20 protein-coding genes and 1 riboswitch are annotated in these 23,524 nt (G+C 39.9%); of the genes, 5 read left to right on the top strand and 15 right to left on the bottom strand.

The features are described 5' to 3' along the window. Nucleotides 1-186: 186 nt before the first annotated feature. The 8 genes from FC36_RS04805 to FC36_RS04770 all read right to left on the bottom strand — a co-directional run bounded on the left by FC36_RS04805 (nucleotide 187) and on the right by FC36_RS04770 (nucleotide 8,571). Complete coding sequence (locus FC36_RS04805; protein WP_025020590.1) at nucleotides 187-687, bottom strand: pyrophosphohydrolase domain-containing protein; 501 nt, start codon at nucleotides 685-687, stop codon at nucleotides 187-189. Beyond that, on the bottom strand, nucleotides 674-1,207 hold the full coding sequence (locus FC36_RS04800) for an NUDIX hydrolase (protein ID WP_025020589.1): 534 nt from the start codon (nucleotides 1,205-1,207) through the stop codon (nucleotides 674-676). The genes FC36_RS04805 and FC36_RS04800 overlap by 14 nt, the downstream gene beginning before the upstream one ends. Further along, nucleotides 1,207-1,860: an endonuclease III gene (gene nth, locus FC36_RS04795; protein ID WP_023859016.1), complete on the bottom strand. Its 654-nt coding sequence runs from the start codon at nucleotides 1,858-1,860 to the stop codon at nucleotides 1,207-1,209. The genes FC36_RS04800 and nth overlap by 1 nt, the downstream gene beginning before the upstream one ends. Before the next feature lie 15 nt (nucleotides 1,861-1,875). Beyond that, nucleotides 1,876-2,574, bottom strand: a complete 699-nt coding sequence (locus FC36_RS04790) for a DnaD domain-containing protein (RefSeq protein ID WP_023859017.1) — start codon at nucleotides 2,572-2,574, stop codon at nucleotides 1,876-1,878. Between the two features lie 88 nt (nucleotides 2,575-2,662). Further along, complete coding sequence (gene asnS / locus FC36_RS04785) at nucleotides 2,663-3,964, bottom strand: asparagine--tRNA ligase (protein WP_025020588.1); 1,302 nt, start codon at nucleotides 3,962-3,964, stop codon at nucleotides 2,663-2,665. Nucleotides 3,965-3,980: 16 nt separating this feature from the next. Beyond that, on the bottom strand, nucleotides 3,981-5,168 hold the full coding sequence (locus tag FC36_RS04780; protein WP_023859019.1) for a pyridoxal phosphate-dependent aminotransferase: 1,188 nt from the start codon (nucleotides 5,166-5,168) through the stop codon (nucleotides 3,981-3,983). Between the two features lie 23 nt (nucleotides 5,169-5,191). Next, nucleotides 5,192-5,710 carry a cell wall elongation regulator TseB-like domain-containing protein gene (locus FC36_RS04775; RefSeq protein ID WP_023859020.1) on the bottom strand — a complete coding sequence of 173 codons (519 nt, stop codon included), beginning with the start codon at nucleotides 5,708-5,710 and terminating at the stop codon, nucleotides 5,192-5,194. Nucleotides 5,711-5,772: 62 nt separating this feature from the next. Continuing rightward, complete coding sequence (locus FC36_RS04770) at nucleotides 5,773-8,571, bottom strand: helicase C-terminal domain-containing protein (protein ID WP_025020587.1); 2,799 nt, start codon at nucleotides 8,569-8,571, stop codon at nucleotides 5,773-5,775. A gap of 148 nt (nucleotides 8,572-8,719) precedes the next feature. Here FC36_RS04770 and mvk point away from each other — a divergent pair, with 148 nt between their 5' ends. Genes mvk through fni form a run of 4 tightly spaced genes read left to right on the top strand, consistent with a single transcriptional unit; the run spans nucleotide 8,720 to nucleotide 12,751 of the window. After that, nucleotides 8,720-9,667 carry a mevalonate kinase gene (mvk, locus tag FC36_RS04765; protein ID WP_025020586.1) on the top strand — a complete coding sequence of 316 codons (948 nt, stop codon included), beginning with the start codon at nucleotides 8,720-8,722 and terminating at the stop codon, nucleotides 9,665-9,667. Between the two features lie 15 nt (nucleotides 9,668-9,682). Then, nucleotides 9,683-10,666, top strand: coding sequence for a diphosphomevalonate decarboxylase (gene mvaD, locus FC36_RS04760; RefSeq protein WP_025020585.1), 984 nt, complete (start codon nucleotides 9,683-9,685; stop codon nucleotides 10,664-10,666). Then, nucleotides 10,659-11,714: a phosphomevalonate kinase gene (locus FC36_RS04755; RefSeq protein WP_025020584.1), complete on the top strand. Its 1,056-nt coding sequence runs from the start codon at nucleotides 10,659-10,661 to the stop codon at nucleotides 11,712-11,714. The genes mvaD and FC36_RS04755 overlap by 8 nt, the downstream gene beginning before the upstream one ends. Before the next feature lie 11 nt (nucleotides 11,715-11,725). Continuing rightward, nucleotides 11,726-12,751: a type 2 isopentenyl-diphosphate Delta-isomerase gene (gene fni, locus FC36_RS04750; RefSeq protein WP_025020583.1), complete on the top strand. Its 1,026-nt coding sequence runs from the start codon at nucleotides 11,726-11,728 to the stop codon at nucleotides 12,749-12,751. Nucleotides 12,752-12,904: 153 nt separating this feature from the next. Here the strand turns inward: fni and FC36_RS04745 are convergent, their stop codons facing one another. The 6 genes from FC36_RS04745 to FC36_RS04720 form a co-directional block, all read right to left on the bottom strand. Continuing rightward, nucleotides 12,905-13,486, bottom strand: coding sequence for an ECF transporter S component (locus FC36_RS04745; protein WP_023860630.1), 582 nt, complete (start codon nucleotides 13,484-13,486; stop codon nucleotides 12,905-12,907). A gap of 78 nt (nucleotides 13,487-13,564) precedes the next feature. Further along, nucleotides 13,565-13,679, bottom strand: a riboswitch (FMN riboswitch). 236 nt (nucleotides 13,680-13,915) lie between these two features. Continuing rightward, nucleotides 13,916-14,818: a GTPase Era gene (era, locus tag FC36_RS04740; protein ID WP_025020582.1), complete on the bottom strand. Its 903-nt coding sequence runs from the start codon at nucleotides 14,816-14,818 to the stop codon at nucleotides 13,916-13,918. Nucleotides 14,819-14,845: 27 nt separating this feature from the next. Further along, nucleotides 14,846-15,274, bottom strand: a complete 429-nt coding sequence (locus tag FC36_RS04735; protein WP_025020581.1) for a diacylglycerol kinase family protein — start codon at nucleotides 15,272-15,274, stop codon at nucleotides 14,846-14,848. Continuing rightward, nucleotides 15,255-15,737: an rRNA maturation RNase YbeY gene (ybeY, locus tag FC36_RS04730; protein WP_023860627.1), complete on the bottom strand. Its 483-nt coding sequence runs from the start codon at nucleotides 15,735-15,737 to the stop codon at nucleotides 15,255-15,257. Before ybeY ends, FC36_RS04735 begins: the two co-directional genes overlap by 20 nt. Nucleotides 15,738-15,741: 4 nt before the next feature. Next, the gene (locus FC36_RS04725; RefSeq protein WP_056986740.1) at nucleotides 15,742-16,755 is read right to left on the bottom strand and encodes a PhoH family protein; all 1,014 of its coding nucleotides are present in this window, start codon (nucleotides 16,753-16,755) and stop codon (nucleotides 15,742-15,744) included. Between the two features lie 220 nt (nucleotides 16,756-16,975). Then, nucleotides 16,976-20,254, bottom strand: coding sequence for an SEC10/PgrA surface exclusion domain-containing protein (locus FC36_RS04720; protein WP_025020580.1), 3,279 nt, complete (start codon nucleotides 20,252-20,254; stop codon nucleotides 16,976-16,978). 384 nt (nucleotides 20,255-20,638) lie between these two features. Here FC36_RS04720 and FC36_RS04715 point away from each other — a divergent pair, with 384 nt between their 5' ends. Further along, on the top strand, nucleotides 20,639-20,818 hold the full coding sequence (locus FC36_RS04715; RefSeq protein ID WP_023860624.1) for a DUF2929 family protein: 180 nt from the start codon (nucleotides 20,639-20,641) through the stop codon (nucleotides 20,816-20,818). 38 nt (nucleotides 20,819-20,856) lie between these two features. Here FC36_RS04715 and clpB read toward each other — a convergent pair whose 3' ends face one another. Beyond that, complete coding sequence (gene clpB, locus FC36_RS04710; RefSeq protein ID WP_025020579.1) at nucleotides 20,857-23,454, bottom strand: ATP-dependent chaperone ClpB; 2,598 nt, start codon at nucleotides 23,452-23,454, stop codon at nucleotides 20,857-20,859. Nucleotides 23,455-23,524 lie beyond the last annotated feature (70 nt).

The following is a 23,524-nucleotide window of genomic DNA, read 5'->3' as shown; positions in this document are numbered from 1 at the left end:
ATTAAATTACTTCAACGAAAAAAGACCCTTTCGGGTCTAAATATGGGGCAATTCATTACCCGAACAAAGTTCGGGAGTCTTCTTGCCCCTGTGATAAAGTATCTAACTTCGCATAGTACCGATACCTTTATAATCATAAAATCAAAAACCAGCCAAGTACTCACAAGCATACTTGGCTGGTTTTAATTACATATCTAATATCCTTTGTTTTTCAAGTGTAGCTTGAATTTTACTTTCCGGGCCATGCCAATTATCGGGTTTAAGTACTTTTTTAGTACGTGAATCATAGTGGGGACGACCATCGGGAAAAAGCTTTTCTAGATTAGCTTGGTGAATACTTGTAATAATTTCTTTCGGGTCAATCCCCATTAAAGCAAAAGTTCCATAAGCTAAATAAATTAAATCTCCTAAAGCATCACTTTGTTTCACTAAATCCGGATATGACGGACGTTTTTTCATTAAAACTTTCTCTTCTGCTCGTTTCAATGCTGCCTCAATCTCAACAAATCTGGCTTTAATTTGGCTTTTTCCATGAGCATCTGCCACTAAAAATTCTAATAACTCTTCAAGCATGAATTCACTACGATAAGCCACTTCTTGATTCGGCAATTGGGTGGGTCGTTCCTTAATTCTATCATCAAAAATTTGGTGAAACTCTCTAACCATTTGATAGTTATCTTTTATCATACTTTATGGCCTCATTTCTTAAAAAATTCTGTATAATCTGCGCAGTTAATCCCCAAATTAACCGTCCTTTGTACTCCCAAGTTTTAACATAACCAGATAAAAGAGGATAATTTTTTAGGTAACCTTGTAGTGTAGTGGGTAAATTTTTAGTTTGGGCTAAGTCAAAAATTTCTACCGGATGAGCTTTTAACCAGGACAAAGGTAACCAAAATATTTCTTCAACTTCGGCTGGTGCAGGATTTATTTTATGATAAGTAACCATACTAATTTCGGTAAAATAAACTTCAATGGGACGCGGATGGGTTAAACGCATTAAAGGCACCTTAACTTCAAAATCCTGAGGAGACAGACCCAACTCTTCACAACTTTCCCGTACTACAGCCGCTAAGGTGGATTCGCCAGCTTCAACTTTTCCACCCGGAAAACAAACTTCACCAGGTTGAGAGATATTCGGGGCCCGCACTTCTAGGAGCAACCGATCTTGATACTTCACAATTAATACAGCAGCTAGCGGGCGCATCAAACATTCACCTCATTCATTCTTCTTTTTCCTTCCTGACACATTGCCAATAATGGGCAACTTGCACAAGCCGGATTACGAGCTGTACAAACTTGCCGTCCCCAAGTGATGAACAGGTGATGAGCGTGAATCCACTCTTCTTGAGGAATTTTAGTCATTAAAACCTTTTCAGTTTGTAACACGCTAGCATCAGTTGCCACCATAGCTAAACGCTTGGAAACCCGCTCCACATGGGTATCAACAGCTAAAGCGGGAATATGAAAACGCTCAGCCAAAACAACATCTGCCGTTTTTCGCCCCACTCCCGCTAGACTTTGTAAATCGCGATGATTTCGAGGAACTTGACTGGCAAAATTATTAACTAAGTCACGGGCACAAGCTACTAAGTAGCGAGCCTTATTGTGGTATAAGCCTAATGTACTGATGTACTTTTCAACTTCAATTGGTTGAGCTTGCATCAAATTTTCTGGTTGTGGGTAAGCAGCAAATAAAGCCGGAGTCACCCGATTAACTGCTGCATCTGTTGTTTGAGCACTCAAGATTACGGCTAGTAAAAAATGAAAATCACTATCTGCTACTAAACTTGATCCCACCTTTGGAAACTTCGTAGCCATTACCGCTAAAGCTTGAGTAGTCGCCTTTTCATCAAGCATCTTTTTCCTTCCTTCCTAATCTTGAGTCCACTTTTTCAGGGGGATTTTCTTCCCTGTCCCCTTAGCTTGATTGCTAGCTGACCAGGCTTGTTTTTGATAACGCTGGTCGCGTAACTTTTGCACGTCAGCTGGTGTCCGAATATTTTGTTTCTCCCAAGATAATAAAATTTTATCCATATACTTCAGGCTAGGTGCCTGATTCATCACAGCTTCGCGCAGTGCTAATTTAACAATAGCTGGTTGGTAATGGTCCTGACTAAACCACATGGCGATTGTTTCAATCTCCATCGGGGTTAGCGCCCGGCCAAATTCACTTTCAATGGCACGATAAATATCTTCGGCTTGGATTTGCTCTTGGACTTGTTCAGCTTGAGCTTCTTTTTGCGTTAAAACGGCCGCTAATTTATCTAGCAATAAATCAAAACTATAAACATCGCTACGTTTACCATCAGCAGCCGTTTTTTGATCAATCTGCAATAATTTCTTGTCCAAAAGACTCTGGACCATCCCATAAATATCAACGATTTTTTGTTGCATAATTTGAGCAATGACATTTAAATCTGGTAAACTTTCTCCTCTTTGGAGATAACTTTGCATTTGCAAATACAGCATAAACTCACTTTCCGTCATACCTAGGGTCCGGTAATGTCGTAACACCAAACCAGAAACATCCACTTGGCCGGCCTGTAAATAGGCTTTCATGAATCCTTCCATCTTCTTTCCCCTCCTAATCTCTTCTCTAACATTATAACAAGAAAAAAATAAGACCACCATTTGGAAGTCTTATTTTTAATCTTTTTAATTATGGGTAAATCCGGTTCAACAAACGTGGGAATGGGATAGCTTCACGGATGTGGCTTTCACCAGTAATCCAAGTTACCGCCCGTTCAAGTCCCAAACCAAAACCTGAATGTGGTACAGAACCGTAACGACGTAAGTCAAGGTACCATTCGTAATCCTTCAAGTCTAAGCCAGCTTTCTTAATTTCGGCTTCTAATTTCACGGGATCAGTTTCCCGTTCAGAACCCCCGATAATTTCTCCATAACCTTCTGGAGCTAACATATCGGCACAAATTACTAAATCTTCGCGGGTTGGGTGGGGTTTCATGTAGAATGGTTTGATAGCCTTAGGGTAGTTAACTACAAAGACCGGCTTTTCAAAGTGGTTGGCCAAGTAAGTTTCTTCTGGCGAACCGAAGTCATCGCCCCACTTAGTATCAGGAAATTCACCTGAAGCTTGAAGTAATTCAATCGCTTCATCATAAGAAACCCGCGGGAATGGTAATTGGGTGTACTTACGTAAAGTTTCCTTATCCCGACCTAAGATATCTAATTCATAGTCACAGTGATCTAAGACGTTTTGAACCAAGAAAGCCACGTATTTTTCTTGAATTTCCAAACTTTCCTCTTGGTGCATGAAGGCCATTTCTGGTTCAATCATCCAAAATTCAATTAAGTGGCGCCGAGTCTTTGATTTTTCAGCCCGGAAGGTTGGGCCAAAAGTGAATACCTTTCCGTAAGCCATGGCACCGGCTTCAGCATATAATTGTCCTGACTGAGATAAGTACGCATCTCTATCAAAGTATTCGGTATGGAATAATTCTGAAGTCCCTTCTGGAGCTGAACCTGTCAAGATAGGGGCATCTAACTTCGTGAAACCTTCTTGGGCGAAAAATTCGTAAGTTGCCCGAATCATTTCGTTACGCACTTTCATAATTGCAAACTGCTTGGAAGAACGTAACCACAAGTGACGGTGATCCATCAAGAAGTCCGTCCCATGTTCCTTAGGGGTAATTGGGTATTCTTCACTTTCCCCGACCACTTCGATATCTTCAATCGCAATTTCGTAACCGAAATGTGAACGGGTATCTTCATGGATTTCTCCCGTAACATACATACTCGTTTCTTGCTTTACTTCTTTGGCTAATTGAAAGACTTCTTCAGAAACTTTATTCTTAACCACCACTCCTTGGAAAAAGGCTGAGCCATCACGTAATTGCAAGAAGGCAATTTTCCCACTTGAACGCTTATTGGTCAACCAAACGCCAATCTTTACTTTTTCGTTAACGTGGTTTTTTGCGTCGATAATGCTAATTGTTTCCAAAAGCTTTCCTCCTAAATTATTGTTGATGTGTTTGGATAAATTTGTAAATCCGATTGATTGCTTCTTCTAAGGTTGCCCGATCAGCTGCATATGAGATTCGCACACAATCTTCCATCCCAAAGGCTTCACCTGGCACAATAACAACTTGTTGTTCCGCCAATAAAGCTGCTACAAAGTCATTGGTTGAGTCAAAGCCACAAGCTTCGACCGCACCTTTGACATTAGGGAAAAGATAAAACGCTCCTTCTGGTTTCGGACCGACTTCAAAACCGGCAAGATTTTCAAGCATTGGATAAATTAAATTCAAACGTGCTTCATACTCTTTGCGCATTTCTTCCACACATGATTGGTCACCTGTCACCGCCGCCAAAGCTGCGTACTGGCTAGCGGCGGTGATGTTACTTGTTACGTGTCCTAGAAAAGCTGTAAGCTTAGCACTTACTTCCTGAGATGCCACCACATAACCGACCCGCCAACCAGTCATGGCATAAGCTTTGGATAAGCCGTTAACTAAAATTGTATTTGCTTGAATCTCTGCTGACAGTTCAACTAAAGAAACGAACCGATTACCATTATAAACTAACTTGCCATACATGTCATCTGCTAGCAAGAGAATTTTATGGTTCACCGCCCAATTTCCAATCGCTTCTAACTCCTCACGACTATAAATTAAACCGGCCGGATTTTGAGGGGTATTTAGAATTAATAGTTTTGTATGATCCGTGCGCTTAGCTTCTAAATCTGCGACTGTGACCTTCAAATTCTGAGAAGGTTGGACAAAAACGGGCTTAGCTTCCGCCAATTTAACTTGTTCCCCATAACTTACCCAATAAGGCAGAGGAATCAAGACTTCATCGCCGGGATTCAATAAAACTTGGGCCAAGGCATAGAGGGCTAACTTCCCTCCCGTCGTGATAACTACATTTTCGGCAACGTAATCAGTACCATAATCTAAATTAGTTCTTTGAGCCACAGCTTGTCTTAATTCAGGAATCCCGGCAGCAGGAGTATAAGAATTAGCTTTATCTTGTGTAATTGCCTGAATGGCAGCTTGCTTAATAAAATTTGGAGTTTCAAAGTCTGGTTCCCCAATGGACAAGTTTAAGACCTTTAAACCCTGAGCTTGCATTTCTTTTGCCTTAGCTGAGAGGCTTAAAGTTGCAGAGGGAGTAATATTTAATGCTCGTTTTGAAAATTCTACCATATTCACGACCCTTTCTTGAAGCACTAAAGATTTTGAATGGTTTGAATAACCGTTCCTTCTTTGAAGGAAATTACGTCATAACACAGTTGATGATTTTTGTTATAGTAAGTAACTTCCCAAACCGGAAATTTGTGTTTCTTTTGCGTCCACATACCTAAGGCAACTTGGGTAATCTTTTGCGGATGGCGATTTTTAGCTACCAGCTGGCGGGCTTGCTGGACAGAAATTCCCTTATTTTGGGAGTAAATGTTAACTTTACTAATTTTCCGGTCCTTAACTGCCATAACAACATAGTACGACTCACCCTTTTGGTCACGCCCACTGATTGCATAGTAATCGTCACCACGTTCAAACCAATAAAAGTCATCAACCTTAGTGATTTTGGCGTACTTGGCTGCAACATTTTGAGCTTGTCTTTTAGCATTAAAGTAAGGTAGTTGGGCCGCGATATATATATATAGCATCGCACCTAATACAGTAATCAAAGTCAAAATCCACCCTAAATTGCGCCAATTAACTGCCCTTTTTCGTGTTCTGCGCATAAATGTTCACTCAATCCTTATTATTGTTTGTGACTTTTTCTCACAACACTTTGATTATACCATTATTTTGTATGAGAATGATGATTTTCAAAAAATTCTTTCACTGCTTGACTAATTTTTTGACTAGTAAATTCTTTTTGTAGTAAAGCCGATGGTAAGGCATGACGGAACTGCTGACCATAACCTTTCGTAACCACTCGACTGTCTAAAACTACTAAAGCCCCCCAATCATCTTCCGAACGGACTAAACGTCCAAAACCTTGCTGAAAACGTAAAATCGCCTCAGGTAAGGAAATTTGGCTAAAAGGATTTTTACCTTGCATTTGCACTCTTTGATAACGCACCGTATTAATAAAGGAATCTGGTACCTGAAAAGGCAAACGAGCAATAATCAAGAGCTCTAGTTGCTCATTGGGTAAATTAATTCCTTCAAAGAAGGTCCCCGTCCCTAGCAACACGGCTTTCTTATCCTGATCAAGACGAAAACGCTTAGCTAATTTCTTGGGGCCACCAGTTACACCTTGAGCATAAATCACCCTTTCTTTGGTCAAACCCATGTGTGCTAGTTTTTCGTAAACTTGAGCAATACTATTCAAAGAATTGAACAAAACTAAGGTTTGACGCTTGGTATCACGAAGTATTTGCGCCAACATTTGCGCTTGGTACTCTACATATTGGCTTTCTTCAATCCGCGTAAAATCTGGACCATCGTTAACTAAGAAAGCTTGAGCTTGATTTCGATAGTCAAAAGCTTCCTCATAACTTTGTTCTTGTAAACCGGGGTTAAGATCTAACTGATCCAAAACATAAGCTTTCGTAGCACGGGTAAAAATCCCAGCCCCTACAAAAGCAACCTTATTAAAATGACGGTAAACTTGTTTTTGCAAGTAATCACGTCCACTTAATAAACCAAAATGAAGACGTAAGTGGGCATTTTCTTGCCCATAAACAAAGCTTAACCAAAAAATTTCTGGATTTTGGAGCTGTTCAACTTTTTCTAAGACTAACTTTTGGTACAAAATCATAGCTTGTTCTAATTGACTTACCAAGTGAAAATAATCTTGCAGTAAATCAGCATGACTTTGGCTCAGTCCTCCGAGATTTTGTGCCGCTAACATCCGAGTCTTGAGACTTTGATTTAAACGGCTAAATTCTGCTTGAGCCTTGTAAATCCGTTGAAAATCTGCAATATTGGCTTTAATTAGTCCCCGTAACTTGGAATTTTCTACTCTGACCTCGGTAATCCCAAATTTCTGATGTTTTTTTGGCATTAGATAAGCCATAAATAAGGTTCGTATGGCGATAATTTCATGGTCAATCACCCGTAATGCACGTAACAATTCACTAAATTGTTGTTTACTTAATAAAAGCTGGTTAATCAAATCATAAAAAGAAACGCTGACATGCGATTGCATCTTAACCGCAATTTTGTCGGATAGAATCTTAATGGCATCAAAGTCTAAAACCTCTTGATTACTCTTAATAGCTGCTTGCACCAAGTGATGAGCTTCATCGACAACCAGCACAGCTTGACCACTGCTGAGTTCTGCCGCATGACTAACCAAGTTGGCATGGGTGGTCACCACCATTTGAGCTTGCTTAATACGGGTTGTTTGTCTTTGCCAAAAGTCATACGGATAAAAAATATCGTCATTTTTGAGATAATCACTAGCCGCCATACTATCAAGGTAAGGTTCTTGATTTAGATGTAATTCATCCAAATCTCCGGTTTGAGTCTCTAAGAGCCACACCAAGATTTTCATCTGCAAAAGTCGAACATGTTCATTTTGAGGAATTTTTAAGCTTGACCAAAAATCTTTCAAACTTAGAAAATGGCTTTTAGCCTTACTTTCAACCAATTGTGGTGGGATATCAAATAGTGGCGCCACCTTTGTCTGGTATTCTTCTCCTAATTGTTTAGCTAAAGTCATGGTTGATGTTGCTAAAACTACCTTCTTACCAGCTAAAGCCTGGAAACTAGCAGGTAAAAGATAGGCCACCGTTTTTCCTGAACCGGTCGGTGCTTGCAGGAGCATTTCGCGACTTTTTTTTTGTTTAAAAAAGGTCTGTAAATCATCCATCATGGCTCCCTGCTTCTTCCGTAAGGTTAGCTTATTTTTGAAAAAAGCAACTTTTTCCTGGTCACTTTGCGGATAAGTAGCTCCTTGACTAGTAGCAGTCTGGCTTTGGGGACGTCTAATCACGATATCTTGCACCAAAACCCATTCATTAGCCAAACTTTCGCTTTGTTTCTGGCGCGCCGCTATTTGAAAGACTCGCCCGGTTTCATAAACTAGACTTTGCCCTAAGAATGCCAATTGCTTAAGCGTTGCTTGCGGTAAAGTTGCTACTTTTTGAAGAATTTTAGTTAAAATTTGCGCCGTCACCAAGGCATCACTATCAGCCCGATGCGGTTGGTGTGCAAGTTTGAGCGTACGACTTAAATCTTCCAAGCGATATGAAATAAATTTGGGGTAAACAATCTGGGCTAATTGAACCGTATCTAAACCTGGTAAATCTAAAGATGGATATCCTACTCTTTCGAGTTCATAATTCAAAAAACGATAATCAAATTGGATATTGTGCGCGACAAAGACCGTCTCTTGTAAAAAAGCATATATACTGCCAGCCACTTCTTCGAAGGTGGGAGCTTGTTTTAAATCAGCTTGCTTGATACCTGTTAAATTTTGGACTTCCTCACTTACCGGACATAAAGGATTCACTAAGGTATCAAAAGTATTGACTACTTCGCCTGCCTGCATTAACACACAGGAAAATTGAATAATCCGGTTTTGACCATCAAGACTGGTCCCCGTCGTTTCTAAATCTACGACAGCATAAGTTGTTTGGTTGTTCACCATGCTCACTACTTTCTAGTGTGTAATCTGTATTTATTTTACCACATTTAGGTAAGGATTGCTTTAGCTTGTCGTTCCAAGACTTTCTTTGTATAATTAATTTGATTACAATTTTTAAGCATAAAAATAAATTTTTGAAAGGAAAATTTCTATGTATCCAGTCATTTCGGGTGCCCGTGGTACTAGTCATGCTAAGATCATCTTAATGGGGGAACATGCCGTTGTTTACGGCCAACCTGCTATCGCCCTACCCTTACTGACCGTCCAAACTCAAGTTACAGTCACAACTTTACCTTGCCAACAATTTCTCTTAGAAAGTGACTACTATTCCGGCGCGGTAGCCGATTTACCAACCCAAATGCAGGGCTTTAAAGACCTCATTATGCACCTAATTACCGCTCATCCTAACAGTCCGGGATTTAAATTAACACTTACTAGCCAATTGCCAGCCGAAAGAGGTATGGGTTCATCAGCAGCAGTAGCCGTAGCTTTGGTCAAAGCCCTGACTAATTTCTACCAAGATCAGCTCAGCCACGACGAGCTCCTAGACTTGGCCAATATCGCCGAAAAAGCCACCCATAAAAATCCTAGTGGACTTGACGCCGCTACAGCAGCTAGTAACCAACCAATTTGGCTCATTCGCGGACAAAAACCCCGGCCCATCCCGATTAAGATGAATGCCTACTTGGTAATTTGTGATAGTGGAATCAAAGGCCAAACCAGTCAAGCTATCCAAATTGTCAAAAAAAAACTGATAGAATCACCCCAAGCAGGCCAAACGACTCTCACAAAGCTCGGACAATTGGCTTATAAAAGTCGCGAGTTTTTGGCCAAAAATCAGATTCAATCCCTAGGTCAAGCCTTTGACGCCGCCCATCACGAACTTCAAAAACTTGGTGTTAGTCTACCAGCACTCGATAACCTCATTACCATAGCCCGTCAAAACGGCTCAATTGGCAGTAAATTAACTGGCGGTGGTCGAGGAGGCTGCTTTATTAACCTCTTACCAGACTACGCGAGTGCCAAAAACTTAGCGGTTCAGCTCAAAGCCGCTGGCGTACGCCAAATTTGGATTCAAGCTTTAAACCAATTAAATTAAGAAAGGAAATTTTCGATGTTAAACAGCGCTAGTGCCCGTGCACATACCAACATTGCCCTTGCTAAATATTGGGGCAAAAGAGACGAAGAGCTCATTATCCCTATGAACTCTTCTTTATCCTTAACTCTAGATCACTTTTACACCGATACTCAAGTCACTTTTGACGACAGTCTTACTGCTGATCTCTTTGAACTTGATAATCGAACTTTACCAGCCACTAAGTTAACTCCTTTTTTAGACTTAGTACGACAAAAAGCTGGGATTAAAACTTTTGCGGCCGTTAAGTCCTTTAACCACGTACCTAATCAAGCCGGACTGGCTTCCTCGGCTTCTGCCTATGCAGCTTTGGCAGCGGCAGCTAGCAAAGCTGCCGGTCTCGAGCTCACCCGACCCGAACTTTCACGCTTAGCGCGACGCGGATCTGGTTCGGCCAGTCGCTCCATTTACGGTGGTTTTGTAGAGTGGCAAGAAGGCCACGACGATCTCACTTCAGTGGCTGTTCCAATTGAAGAAGAAACAGACTGGAAGATTGGTATGCTCGCTATTATTCTAAATGCTGGGGTCAAGAAAATCGCTAGTCGTGCAGGAATGCAACATGTCGTAAAAACTTCACCTTACTACCCCGCCTGGGTTAAAGAAAGTCAAGCTGATATTGATGCTTTAAAACAAGCCATCGCTAACCGTGATTTTACTCAATTAGGAGAGATTTCGGAAAGTAACGCCTTACGCATGCACGCACTAAACTTAGCAGCGCGCCCACCATTTTCTTACTTTGAGGCTAGCACTATCAGGGCAATAACCATGATTGAGGAACTTCGCGCCCAAGGAGTGTCATGTTACTATACTATGGACGCGGGCCCTAATGTCAAAGTCTTATGTCAAGAAGAGGATTTACCAACTATCAAGGCCTATTTGGCACCGGCTTTTGGAACGGAAAATCTGCTCTTTGCTCGACCAGGACAAGGAGTAAAATTCTTGGAAGGTGATCTTCATGGCTAAGATTAAAGTTCCAGGCAAGCTCTTCCTAGCTGGAGAATACGCTGTCACTCACCCGGGGCAACCAGCCATCATCATGGCCGTAGATCGCTACCTCACTGCCCAGATTACGCCCAGTCTCGAAGGATTTATCACTTCTAATCAATACCCGGGCAAGGTCCAAAAATTCACTCGTAAAGCCAACGGTGACCTTCTTTTTCTTAAAGAAGACCGACACTTTGACTTTATTATGACTACTTTAGAACAGGTGGAACAATTAGTTGCCCCGGCCAACCGCAAAAATTTTACGCTTCATTTCACTAGCCAGTTAAATGACGCTGTCAGCGGACATAAATATGGACTCGGATCTTCAGCAGCAGTAACCGTTGCCACTGTCAAGGCTCTCAATGATTTTTATAACCTAAAGCTCTCCAAATTAGCTATTTTTAAGCTTGCATCCCTAAGTCATCTCTTAATTCAAGGTTCGGGCTCTGGTGGCGATATTGCGGCCTCAACTTTCGGAGGTCTGATTGGCTACCACAGTTATGATCGTCAATGGCTCCAAGCCAGGAGACAAATCCTTAATATTAAAGAATTGTTAGCTACCGACTGGCCTAACTTAAAAATTGAAAACCTACCTTGGCCTCATGAACTTTTTTTCGAAGTTGGTTGGACTAATCAGGTTGCAGACACAAGTCAACTTTTGAAAAAGAAAGCTCTATCACCTGCAGACCAAGCAGAATTCTTAAAAGAGTCTCAAGCCGTCGTTGAAGCCTTAATTATAGCCTTTAAAAACGGCTTACATCCTCTCTTATGGCCCGGTTTCGCTAAAAATCGCCAGTTTCTCTTGGATATGGCTCAAAAACGACACTTCACACTGGAAACACCGGCTTTAAATCAATTGATTGAACTCGCTTTAGAAAGAAATGGTGCTGCCAAAACATCAGGAGCTGGTGGTGGTGATTGTGGCTTCGCTTTTTTTGAAAGTCAAAATGACGCTATCAGGACTCGCCGAATTTGGCGTAAAAATGGGATTATTCCCTTACAGCTCAAACTCGATCAAGAATCGTGAGGAGGTAACTTATGGATCCACATATGCATCGTAAGTATGAACACATTTCCCTAGCAGAAAAATTTTATGCCGAAGCTAAGGACAACGGCTTCGACCAAGTTCAACCGTTGAGCCAAAATTTACCCGAACTAGCTTTAGCTGATATCCAATTGGACAGTCGATTAGCTGGAAGAAAGATGACCCGGCCTTTCTTTTTAAATGCGGTTACCGGCGGGAGTCCCCAAGCTCAAAAAATCAATGAAAGTTTTGCTCGCGTCGCTGCTAAGACCGGCTTGGCCATGGCTGTCGGCTCCCAGAGTATTACTTTCAAATTTGAAGAAAGCTTACCTTCTTTTACTCGGGTGCGGGAATTAAATCCTGATGGACTATTGTTAGCTAATTTAGGAGCTCACCACCCCCTCGTAAACGCCCAAAAAGCTGTCGACCAAATCCAAGCTGATATTTTAGAACTTCATGTTAATGCAGCCCAAGAATTAACCATGCCTGAAGGCGACCGTGATTTTTTCTGGCAAGATAATATTGCAACCGCAGTTAATTCTCTTTTAGTTCCCGTAATAGTTAAAGAGGTTGGCTTTGGTATGAGCCCACGGTCCTTACTGAAACTTGCTAACCTAGGCGTTAAGTATGTCGACTTGGCTGGTAAAGGCGGTACCTCTTTTGTACAGATTGAAAACTTCCGTCGCCCCCAAAAAGAACTAGCCTTTCTGGATAACTTAGCTTTAACCACAGCACAAAGCCTGATTTTGGCTCAACCTTACCGAGAGAAATTGTCCTTAACTGCTAGCGGTGGCATTCGGACTGCCCAAGATATCGTTAAAGCCTTAATTTTAGGCGCAGATAATGTAGGAATTTCCGGTCACTTCCTGCACGTCTTACTCAAACAAGGTGAAGTCGGTCTTGAAGAAGAAATTCATCGTTTAACAGAAGAAATCAAACTCATTATGCTCCTACTTGGTTGTCAGACAATTGCTGAACTTCAACAAGTGCCTTACATCTTGACAGGGCAACTCAAAGATTATCAAGCTTTCAATAACTAATAAAAGTCCTTACGGGGACTTTTTATATTACTCTTGTATGCAGAACTTACAAATAGTCACACCAATGAAATGTATGAAGTCCTTCTACAATAAATTAAGCCAAATTAAAAACATCTCTCAAACCAAATTTGGTTGAGAGATGCTTTTCTAATACTATAAGAATTGCCGATGTTTTTTGGTAATCCAATGATATAAATTAACATAAATTAGGGCAAAGACCGTCCCTACTAAAATCCCTTTAATAAGGTTAAAAGGCACAACCCCTGTTAAAATTAAGGTTGGTAAAGGAACATTAATCTTTAAACCCAAAACTGCCATGTAAACCGGAGTAATCACCGTCCAATTAGCCAAGGACAAGAAGAAAGTTAAAGAAACAGTTCCAGCTGCAATTGCCCTGAAGTAATCGAAAAGTTTAGGCTGTTTATCTTTTAACAAGAAGTAGATTGGTAAGCATAAAGCAAATGTCGCCAATAAGTTGCTACCGACCCCAATGATTGATGGTAAAGCTAATCCCTTAATTACCAGATATAAAACCGACCTCACAATAGCAATCATTGACCCGCCGAAACCCCCTAAGGCAAAGAAACCTAATAAAATCGGCACATCAGCGAAATCAATCGACATCCAAGGGACAATCGGAATGATTGGGAAGTGGAAAAACATCAGTAGATAAGAAATTGCTGCTAAGCAGGCAATAATTACTGATTGACGAACAGTTGTAGCTTGTTTACTCATGGTTAAGCATCCTTTCTTAGATTACCTTCATGCTTAGAATAAAGAAAAGGTCCTATTTGTGAAAATAGGACCTTCCTATCCTACCTTCTCTCATCCAGACTTTACTGTCGGTTTTGGAATTGCACCAAATCAACCCGAAGGTTCGCGGACTATCACCGCCGGTCGGGAGTTACACCCTGCCCTGAAGATAAACCAATATAAATTTTATTAACACCTATATGATACAACGCTTTCATAATTTTGACAAGAATTTTACAAAGTTTTTTCCTTATTTTTATTCAAACAACCAAAAGAGAGTGGGAAAAAACTATATTTTCAATTAAATTTTAAAAAATTTCTATCAAAAAACGCTAGAAATTAACGTTATTAGCAACGTAATTTCTAACGTTTTTAGCTTTGAGACCTTTCTCCTAGCCTCTTTTCTCATATTTAGTATTCGTTTTCGTTATAACCAAATGCTTGTAAGTCGACCTTACGATCTTTCCAATTAGGTTGGACCTTGACCCATAATTCAAGATAAATTCTATCTCCCAACATGAGTTCAATATCCTTGCGAGCTTTAACCCCAATGTTTTTCAACATTTGGCCACCTTTACCAATGATAATTCCTTTTTGACTCTTTCTTTCAACAATAATTGAAGCTTGAACATGTAGTTTTTCTTCATCTTCTCGATTGATTCCCTCAATTAAAACAGCCACAGAGTGAGGTACCTCTTGACGGGTCAATTCCAAAATTTTTTCCCGGATTAATTCACTCATAATAAATCTTTCAGGGTGGTCAGTAATCATGTCTTCAGGATAGAATTGCGGACCTTCTGGTAAATGTTGTTCAAGCGAAAGTAATAATTCTTCAACATTGTTTCCTTGTAAAGCTGAAATAGGAAAAACTTCCGCGTATGGTAAGGTATCCTTGTAATCATCCATGATTTCTAATAATTTATTGGGATGAATTTGATCAATTTTATTAATAACTAAATATATTGGCTTTTTGACGTTTTTGAGACGATTAATAATGAAGTCATCCCCCTTGCCCCGCTTTTGCGTAGCATTCACCATAAACAAAACAGCGTCAACTTCGTTCAATGTTGACAAGGCTGATTCCACCATAAAGTCACCTAAACGACTTTGTGGTTTATGAATCCCTGGTGTATCAATAAAGACAATTTGGGAGCTATTCGTTGTATAAATTCCTTGAATCTTATTACGAGTCGTTTGAGCCTTGTCGCTCATAATGGCAATCTTTTGGCCAATAACGTGATTTAAAAATGTTGACTTGCCGACATTAGGTCGTCCTAAAATCGCTACAAAGCCTGAATGAAATTGATCTGTCAAAGTATTAATTCCTTCCTCTTTTTAATTTTATAAACTTAACAACTGCCATAAATGTGGTACAAAAATAATCGCACCTACAATCATGGCATAAATAGCCGCCAGTAAGACCGCACCCGCAGCCATATCTTTGGCCTTTTTAGCGAGGGGATGCCGTTCCATCCCGGTCGTTAAATCAACGACATTTTCTAAAGCCGAATTCCAGATTTCACTGGATAAAACTGCGAAGATGGCGCTTGTCAACCAAAGCCACTCCATGGTTATTAAGTGAAACCACCAACCTAAAACGGCCACTAAAATTATTGACGTCACATGAAAACGAACATTTCGTTCTTCTCGATAAGCAGTCACCAAACCTAGAATAGCAAATCCTAGTGAATGGAAAAAGTGACGATTCTTCCAACCACTAACATTTTCAGGCTTTTTGATGATTTCTTTTTTAGTCTCTTTTAAGTCCATAGGCATCTAAGATTTCCTTTTGTAAGCCAAACATTTCCTTTTCATCAGCCGCCCGCATATGATCATAACCATTTAAATGTAAAAAGCCATGCACCACTAAAAAACCTAATTCTCGTTCTTCAGAGTGGCCGAGATACTCTGCTTGTTCTTTGACTTTATCCATAGAAATCATGATATCACCGATGTTTTTAGGCATTTTAAAATCAGCATCTTCTGGTATGATAATCTCCATTTCATCGGGATTATCTTCTTCAATTGCAAAGGAAATGACATCCGTCGGTTTATCAACCCCACGATATTCCTTATTAATTTGATGGATTGCTTCATTATCCATTAAAGTAACTGACATTTCAGTCTCGGAAGGTAACTTAATAAAATTTCCAGCAAACTCAATCAAATCAGCCACCATATCTAATTTAGCTTGAGGTACGGTTTTTGTTTCATCATAAATTTCTAAATCCATGTACTTAATCTTCCTCTTTCATTGGAACTTCTGTTTTTTTACTTTCTTCTTGCTCTTGGGGCCGATCGTAGGCAGAAATAATTGCCGAAACTACCGGATGACGGACCACGTCTTTGGCATCAAATTCGACAAAACCAATCTTTTTAACTCCTTGCAAAACTCGTTTGGCATCAACTAAGCCCGATTGGCTGTGACCTTTGGGTAAGTCAATCTGGGTTTCATCACCATTAACCACCATCTTCGAGCCAAAACCTAACCGCGTTAAGAACATCTTCATTTGCGCCCGGGTAGTGTTTTGCGCTTCATCTAAAATCACGAAAGCTTTATCTAAAGTTCGCCCCCGCATGTAAGCTAAAGGTGCAATTTCAATAATGCCCCTTTCAATTAGACGTTCGGTATGTTGGGCTCCCAAGATTGAATTTAAAGCATCATAAATCGGACGTAAATAAGGATCAACTTTTTCTTTCAAATCACCGGGTAAAAAGCCTAATGATTCCCCTGCTTCTACGGCTGGACGAGTTAAAATCAGTCGATCAACCTCCTTACGTTTTAAGGCAGCCACAGCCATAACGACTGCGAGGTAAGTCTTTCCAGTCCCTGCTGGACCAATACCAAAGGTCAAATCATTGTGACGGACCATTTGAACGTATTGTCGTTGACTGTAATTTTTAACCCGAATCGCGTGGCCGTGATTATCTTTTAATAAAACATCACTATATAGATCTTGGAAGTACTCCAAAGTTCCTCGTTGCGCCATATTCATAGCCGAAACCACATCAGCTTCTGACAAGCTCACCCCTTGTAGGAGTAAATTCTCTAATTGACGTAAAACTTCCAAAACCATGGACACATTTTCTTTGGACCCCTCAATCTTAATTTTAGTACCAAAAGGGTTTAAACTTACATCACTTTCTTCTTCGATTAATTTGAGATTGCCATCATTCACTCCACACAAAGCCAACACTAAGTTAGGCTTTTCCAGGTGAAATTCTTTTTCAACCATTTCTTCTGCGGCCAAAACAATCCCTCCTATTTATCCTAGTATTCTTCTTTATTCTACCATAATTCTAGCTTTTTGGATAATTATTCCCTCAAAAGCTCTAGAAATCATTTCACACGCATTCGCGTACTCAACAATCTAAAGAACTAATAAAAAAATGTAGCGCTTTTTGCACTACATTAAAAAGGATATACAACTTCCAATCGAAGTATATACAAGTTTTTAGGGCCAAAAAATACTAGCCTTTCCGGCTTTTCTTAAAAGTAACCCCTGCGCCTAAAGTAGCCAAGACAGTCGTTACTCCGAGTAAAATTTTGTTAATAGCCCCACCAGCCACTTGATCTGCTTGACTATTCACAGTTTTAGCTAACTTCACTGGAGCTTTCTCAACGGACATTTGGTCATCTGCTTGCTTTAAGGCAACTGTTTGCGCTTGGTTAGTTGCTTGGTTAGTTGACTCAACTGATGAATCCACTACTTTAACAGTGTTTTGATTAACACTTTCCTTAAAATTGACAGACTTACTTACCATTGGAACATTGGCGCTTGCTTGGATAGTGTTGCTTACGTGGTAAGTAGCTGAAACAGGCTTATACGCAGAAGCTACACTACCATTAGGAGTCGATACTACTGATTCAGCTACAGATGTTGGCGCCACTGTTGGTCCTAAATCCGTTGCAGTCGATGCAACAGTTACGTGATCTGTATTTTCTGCTACCAAATCTGCGGTATTTTCAACTGCTGTTGTGTCAGTAGTATTAGCTACCGGCTCCTTGTAAGCGGAGGCCACTAAGATACGACCATTAGATTGAGCTAACTTCATTTCAACTTCTTTAATAGCCAATAACGCTTGGTGAGCAGTTTGAATCTTAGTTAATTTAGTTTGAGCCACTTCTAAGTCAGCTTGTTGGCTGGCTAAAACTTCTTGGGCAAGAGTCAATTCTGCTTGAGCAGTAGCTTGCGCTTTTTGAGCAGCAACTAGGTTAGCTTGGGCTTGCTTCAATTGTGCTGGAGCTGCTTGGTAAGTAGCTAATTGGTTTTGCAACTTTACAATTTGCTCTTTTTTCGCTGTTACTTGCTTTTGACTTTGTTTAAGGGCTACTTGAGTAGCATTTAACGTCTTTGTTGCTTGAACTAATTGTGTTTGCTTAGCTTTTAAATCAGCTTGAGCGCTACTAATTTGGTTTTGTAATTCACTCACTTGAGCTTGGGCCGCCACCAAAGCTGCTTGGTTTTGACCTTGCACAGCTGCTGCAACTTGATAATCAGCTTGAACTGTAGCAACTTGCTTTTGAGCTACTTGGACGGCCTGCTTAGCCACTTGGACAGCTTGCGTCGCTTGTCTTTGAGCTTGTGCAGCCAATGTTAATAATTTAGCTTGACTTAATTGATTTGAACTACCAATTTTTTGTGTTAAGTTAGTAGCAGCTTGCTTTTGAGCTACTTGAGCCACAGCTAACGCCTTTTGCTTAGTATCTAAAGTTACTTGCGCTGCTTTTAGTTCTGCTTTTAAGTTTACTAACTTAGCAGATGTGTTCTTAATAATTACTTGAGCTTGGTTGGCTGATGTTTGCGCCTTTTGAAGCTTAGTTTGAGCTTGCGCTTGTTGATTTTGCACTTGACTCATCTTTGTCTTAGCGGCTGTCAAGTCTTTTTGAGCTTGTTTTAGTTGACTTTGTAAGTTATTAACTTGCTTTTGGGCTTGGTTTACCTGGCTTTGCTTATTAGCCACTTGGTTCTTAAGATTTGTGACTTCACTTTGAGCTTGCTTGTAGTTGGTTTCCACCTTTTGGTAACGTGCTGTTTGGTTAACAAAGTTACTTCGGTTGACATTTGACTTTCTAACTGGACTACAGTCAAAGCCATCTTTAATATAAGCTTCAAAGTTGTAGTGAATTTGCCCCATAGAGTCGATACTTAAACCAACATATTCATAGCCTGCATAAGTCACAAAGTTTGTAGCGTGTCCCCAAGAAACATGAGCGTCATTAAACATCATGCTAATAATCGTCCGATAAATTCCGCGCTTCAGATCGTTTAAGCTAATTTGACCTTTACGTAAGTATCCAGCACTAATATTTTCTCCCACGCCTACATGGTTAGCTTTCCCAACTTCGTTTAACCGTTTAACATCGTGAGCCCGGTAAGTGTAAAGTGACCAACCGTCAGCATCGTAAGCCTTAGCAACTTCATTAGCCACCTTGATTGAACCGTTACTTAATTTAAGGTCAGGCATTCCAAATTGACGTCGCATGTTATTAATTAAAACTAAAGTATATTCGTTCAAGTACAACATGTAGTCTTCAGAGATATCATTGTAACTATCAAAAACAATAGTCTTATCTACTTCACTATCAATAAATAAATTATTGTTGTATTCTTTTTCGCCTAAGGTTGTTAATTGCTCAGAAGTTACCCCTTGACCGTGAGCGTAATTCTTCAAGGCTGCTACAAATTGGTTGCTTATTTTAATTTCAGTATCATCAGCCAACACCGCAGCACTTGCATCGTTTAATAACTTCAAAGTACTTTGTAAATTAGCATTAGCCTTAGTTAAATCAGCATTTAAACTTGCTTTAGCTACTGTTAGATCATTAACTTGAGCTTGAGCAACAGTCACCGCGTCTTGTAAACTTTTAACCTTAGTTTCCGCTTTAATTTGAGCTGTTTGAGCTTTAACCACATCAGTTTGATTTTGAGCCAAGGCACTTTGGGCTTGAACTAAAATTTGATCAGCTTTCCGCGCGTTAACAATGGTCGTATTAGCCATATTAATTTGGTCTTTTAAACTGGCAACTTGTTTTTGAGCAACATCTTTTTGAGTTTGAGCAGTGGCTAAGTTTTGAGTCGCTTGAGCCATTTCTTTTTGAGTCGCTTCAATATCCGCTTTTACAGCCTGAGCTTGCGCTAATTTTTCTTCTTGATTAGTTGCAACTTGTTGAGCTTGGGCAACATTAGCCTGTAAGTGTTCTAAATCTACTTTACCTTGTAAATCAGCAATTTTATTATTATTAGCGTCAATTTGGGCTTGAATAGCTTGTAAGTGGGAATTAGCTACGTCAACTTGCTTTTGAGCTGCAACCTGTGCTTGGGAGGCGTCATCGAAGGCGGCTTGAGTAGCCTCTGCTTGAGCTTGCATTTGTGCTAATTCAGTTTGACTCTGAGAATAATCAGCTTGAACTTTTGCAGTGTTGGCTTGAGCTTCGTTAACCAAGACTTGGGAGGCTACGACTTGAGCTTGAGCTTCTTCAACATTTTGGGTAGCAGCTTGAGAAGCTGCTTGCTTTTGACTAACATTCTCGGAATTTGTATATACACTATTTTCGAGAGTTGATACTTTATTATTAGCTTGATTTAAATCTTCATTAACTTGACTTGACATGTATGAGTTAAATTCATTGCTTGTTTGGTTATTGTTGATATCGTCAGCTTGAATTTGAGGAGCTGCAATAACTGATCCACTAACTAATACGGCAAGTGATGCTCCGGTTACAATTGATTTTTTATTCACTTTCATTTTCATAATCTCCATTTGTTATTATTTTTAGTCCGAACATGTTTATACACGTATAATAACACGACTTCGAAAAAGCACAACACCCCAGACTCCCTCAAACTTGACTATACATGTTTGGTAAAAGCAAACTCTTGGTGATATATAAAATTTTTATAACCTTGTTTTTGCATGTACATGTTATAAGGTGGCGATAAATCAACTTTCATTGTCGTTAATAAATAACTTATGCGTAAATTTCCAACAATATATTTCGAAAATTTTAGTTTAAAATATACGAAATTGTTTTTGAAAAAAATATTTTTTTGTAAAACCGCACCTCTACCTAATGCAATCCGTCCTTTTTTATGCTAAACTACTAATTGTATTTAAAAGAGGTGGATTTTCATGAAACATTTAACAGCAATGTTTTGGGGTGCTATTTATGGTGAAGTCTTAGGTTTCTTAGTATCATCTTTAACGGGTGAACACTTTACTATGGGCATTAGCGCGTTGATTCCAGCCATCGCGGGTTGGTTATTCGTAGCCCTAGTCCAAAAATTCATCGATACTCCTGCAGAAAAATAGCGCCAAAAAAGAGATAGGATCAATATCCTATCTCTTTTTTAAATACCCTTTCTTTGGGTACTAAATTCTAACTGCTTTTTGTCATTTAAATCAATGGTAACTCGATCTCCCGGTAGGACTTGACCTGCAATAATCTCTTTTGCTAAGGGAGTTTCCACTTGGTTAGTAATAAATCTTTGCAGTGGCCGTGCACCATATTCTGGTACATAACCTTCCTGAGCCAGGTAGTGCTTAGCCGTATCAGAAATTTCCAAATCAATATCTTGTTCAACCAGGCGATTAGCTAAATTTTTCACCATCTTAACCACAATCTTTTCGATTGCAGCCAAACTTAATGGCGTAAACATGATAATATCATCAATTCGATTTAAGAATTCTGGCTTGAAGTGACCTTGAGCTAATTTCAAAACCGCATCCTTGGTGCTTTCACTAATTCGATCGTTTTTCACACCTTCGAGCAATAAATCACTACCTAAATTGGAAGTCATAATCATGATAGTATTTTTAAAGTTAACAGTCCGACCTTGCCCGTCAGTCAAACGTCCATCGTCTAAAACTTGTAAGAGAACATTAAAAACATCCGGGTGAGCTTTTTCTACTTCATCAAGCAAGATAATCGTGTAAGGCGAACGTCGTACGGCCTCAGTTAATTGCCCCCCTTCTTCATAACCTACATAACCGGGAGCCGCTCCAATTAAACGTGAAACAGAGGTCTTTTCCATATACTCACTCATATCAATACGAACTAAATGTCTTTCTGAATCGAAAAGATTTTCAGCCAAGGCTTTAGCTAATTCTGTCTTCCCTACCCCTGTTGGTCCTAAAAACATGAATGAACCCAATGGTTTACCCGGATCTTGAAGACCAGCGCGGGAGCGAAGAACGGCATTGGCCACCGCTTCTACAGCTTCATCTTGGCCAATAACACGTTCATGCAAACTATTTGCCAAATGTAAGAGTTTTTCTCTTTCACCTTGAACTAGCTTAGCCACTGGAATCCCCGTTAAACGAGAAATAACCGCAGCAATTTCATTTTGAGTTACTGATTCTTCCACTAACTTATTTTGCTTATCTGTATCCACCTGAAGCTGTGCTAATTGTTTTTGTAAGGCAGGCAATTCACCATTTTGAATTTGAGCAATTTTTTCGTAATCATAATCATTTTGAGCTTGCTCTAATTCATGCTGTTTACGGTCAATTTGATTTTTGACTTCACTAATCTGGTTAAGAGCTTCTTTTTCATTATCCCAACGGGCTTGAAGGACGCGGGCTTCTTCCTTCGCCTCAGCTAATTGCTTCTGGGCTTCTTCCAGACGTTTTTTTGAAGCCGGATCACTTTCCTTTTCCAAGGCATTTTCTTCAACCTGTAAGCGTAAGACTTGACGATTAATAACGTCTAGTTCATTGGGTACGGAGTTTAATTCCACACGAATTTCTGCACAGGCTTCATCCACTAAATCTAAGGCTTTATCTGGCAAAAAACGGTCGGTAATGTAACGATTAGATAAACTAGCCGCAGCCACTAAGGCATTGTCATGAATCTTCACTCCATGGTGAATTTCATATCGTTCTTTCAAGCCCCGTAAGATTGCAATCGTGTCTTCAACACTTGGTTCTTGTACCAGTACTTTTTGGAAACGTCTTTCTAAAGCTTGATCCTTTTCAATATTTTCACGATATTCATCTAAGGTTGTGGCTCCAATCAAGTGGAGTTCTCCCCGGGCAAGCATTGGTTTCAAAAGGTTTCCAGCATCCATGCTACCTTCCGTTTTGCCGGCACCAACAATGGTGTGAATTTCATCAATAAAAAGCAAAATCCGACCTTCAGATTTCTTGACTTCTTTGAGCACAGCTTTAAGTCTTTCCTCAAATTCACCACGATATTTTGCCCCAGCAATTAAAGAGCCCATGTCTAAAGAAAAAATCGTTTTATCACGAAGGTTTTCTGGTACATCCCGCCGGACAATTCTTTGAGCTAACCCTTCGACAATCGCCGTTTTTCCGACCCCTGGTTCCCCGATTAAAACGGGATTATTCTTACTTTTCCGGGATAAAATCCGAATTACATCACGAATTTCTTCATCTCTTCCAATGATAGGGTCTTGTTTTCCCTGACGGACTTCCTTAACTAAATCAACCCCATATTTTTCTAAAGCCTTATATTGACCTTCTTGATTTTTATCAACAATTCTTTCACCACTACGCAAATCTTTAACTACATTAGCTAGTTTTTTAGCTGTTAACCCTTGCTCTTGTAACCAACGAGTCAAAGGATTACCATCTAAGTCCATCAAGGCCAATAATAAAGTGTCAACTGCAATGTAGCTATCACCTAATTGATTACGCTTAGCTTCTGCTTCAGTAAACAAGCGGTTTAAAGCTGGTGACAGATTTGTACCATATTGAACATTGCCTTGAACGACCGAAATTTTATCCAATTCCTGGTCAACTTGGCCTTCAAAATCAACCACGTCAATCCCAGCCCGCTTAAAAAGATCCTGCCCCAGCTCACCTGGTTGTAAAGCAAATTTCAATAGGTGAGCCACATCAACTTCCTGATGTTTGCGCGTTTGAGCAATTTGTTGGGCTTGTCCAATCAAAGCTTGGGTCGCTTCCGTTAATTTTTCTGGATTCATATATTTTTCCCTCATCTTTCACCTAAATTCATATTCTATTATAATGATTTCCCTCAAAAAATACAAATAA

The sequence above is a fragment of the Ligilactobacillus equi DSM 15833 = JCM 10991 genome (assembly GCF_001435735.1).
In the GTDB taxonomy this organism is placed as follows: Bacteria; Bacillota; Bacilli; order Lactobacillales; family Lactobacillaceae; genus Ligilactobacillus; species Ligilactobacillus equi.
The sequence above is the reverse complement of the archived record's forward strand: the minus strand, read 5'-3'. Positions and strand labels throughout refer to the sequence as shown.

Coding starts and splice junctions, on each gene's coding strand:
- ybeY (WP_023860627.1), bottom strand. CDS start 15,737: ATGGATTTAGAAATTTATGATGAAACAAAAACCGTACCTCAAGCTAAA.
- mvk (WP_025020586.1), top strand. CDS start 8,720: ATGTATCCAGTCATTTCGGGTGCCCGTGGTACTAGTCATGCTAAGATC.
- fni (WP_025020583.1), top strand. CDS start 11,726: ATGGATCCACATATGCATCGTAAGTATGAACACATTTCCCTAGCAGAA.
- FC36_RS04775 (WP_023859020.1), bottom strand. CDS start 5,710: ATGCGCAGAACACGAAAAAGGGCAGTTAATTGGCGCAATTTAGGGTGG.
- mvaD (WP_025020585.1), top strand. CDS start 9,683: ATGTTAAACAGCGCTAGTGCCCGTGCACATACCAACATTGCCCTTGCT.
- FC36_RS04715 (WP_023860624.1), top strand. CDS start 20,639: ATGAAACATTTAACAGCAATGTTTTGGGGTGCTATTTATGGTGAAGTC.
- FC36_RS04805 (WP_025020590.1), bottom strand. CDS start 687: ATGATAAAAGATAACTATCAAATGGTTAGAGAGTTTCACCAAATTTTT.
- FC36_RS04735 (WP_025020581.1), bottom strand. CDS start 15,274: ATGGACTTAAAAGAGACTAAAAAAGAAATCATCAAAAAGCCTGAAAAT.
- FC36_RS04755 (WP_025020584.1), top strand. CDS start 10,659: ATGGCTAAGATTAAAGTTCCAGGCAAGCTCTTCCTAGCTGGAGAATAC.
- clpB (WP_025020579.1), bottom strand. CDS start 23,454: ATGAATCCAGAAAAATTAACGGAAGCGACCCAAGCTTTGATTGGACAA.
- FC36_RS04745 (WP_023860630.1), bottom strand. CDS start 13,486: ATGAGTAAACAAGCTACAACTGTTCGTCAATCAGTAATTATTGCCTGC.
- FC36_RS04800 (WP_025020589.1), bottom strand. CDS start 1,207: ATGCGCCCGCTAGCTGCTGTATTAATTGTGAAGTATCAAGATCGGTTG.
- FC36_RS04790 (WP_023859017.1), bottom strand. CDS start 2,574: ATGGAAGGATTCATGAAAGCCTATTTACAGGCCGGCCAAGTGGATGTT.
- nth (WP_023859016.1), bottom strand. CDS start 1,860: ATGCTTGATGAAAAGGCGACTACTCAAGCTTTAGCGGTAATGGCTACG.
- FC36_RS04720 (WP_025020580.1), bottom strand. CDS start 20,254: ATGAAAGTGAATAAAAAATCAATTGTAACCGGAGCATCACTTGCCGTA.
- FC36_RS04770 (WP_025020587.1), bottom strand. CDS start 8,571: ATGGTGAACAACCAAACAACTTATGCTGTCGTAGATTTAGAAACGACG.
- FC36_RS04780 (WP_023859019.1), bottom strand. CDS start 5,168: ATGGTAGAATTTTCAAAACGAGCATTAAATATTACTCCCTCTGCAACT.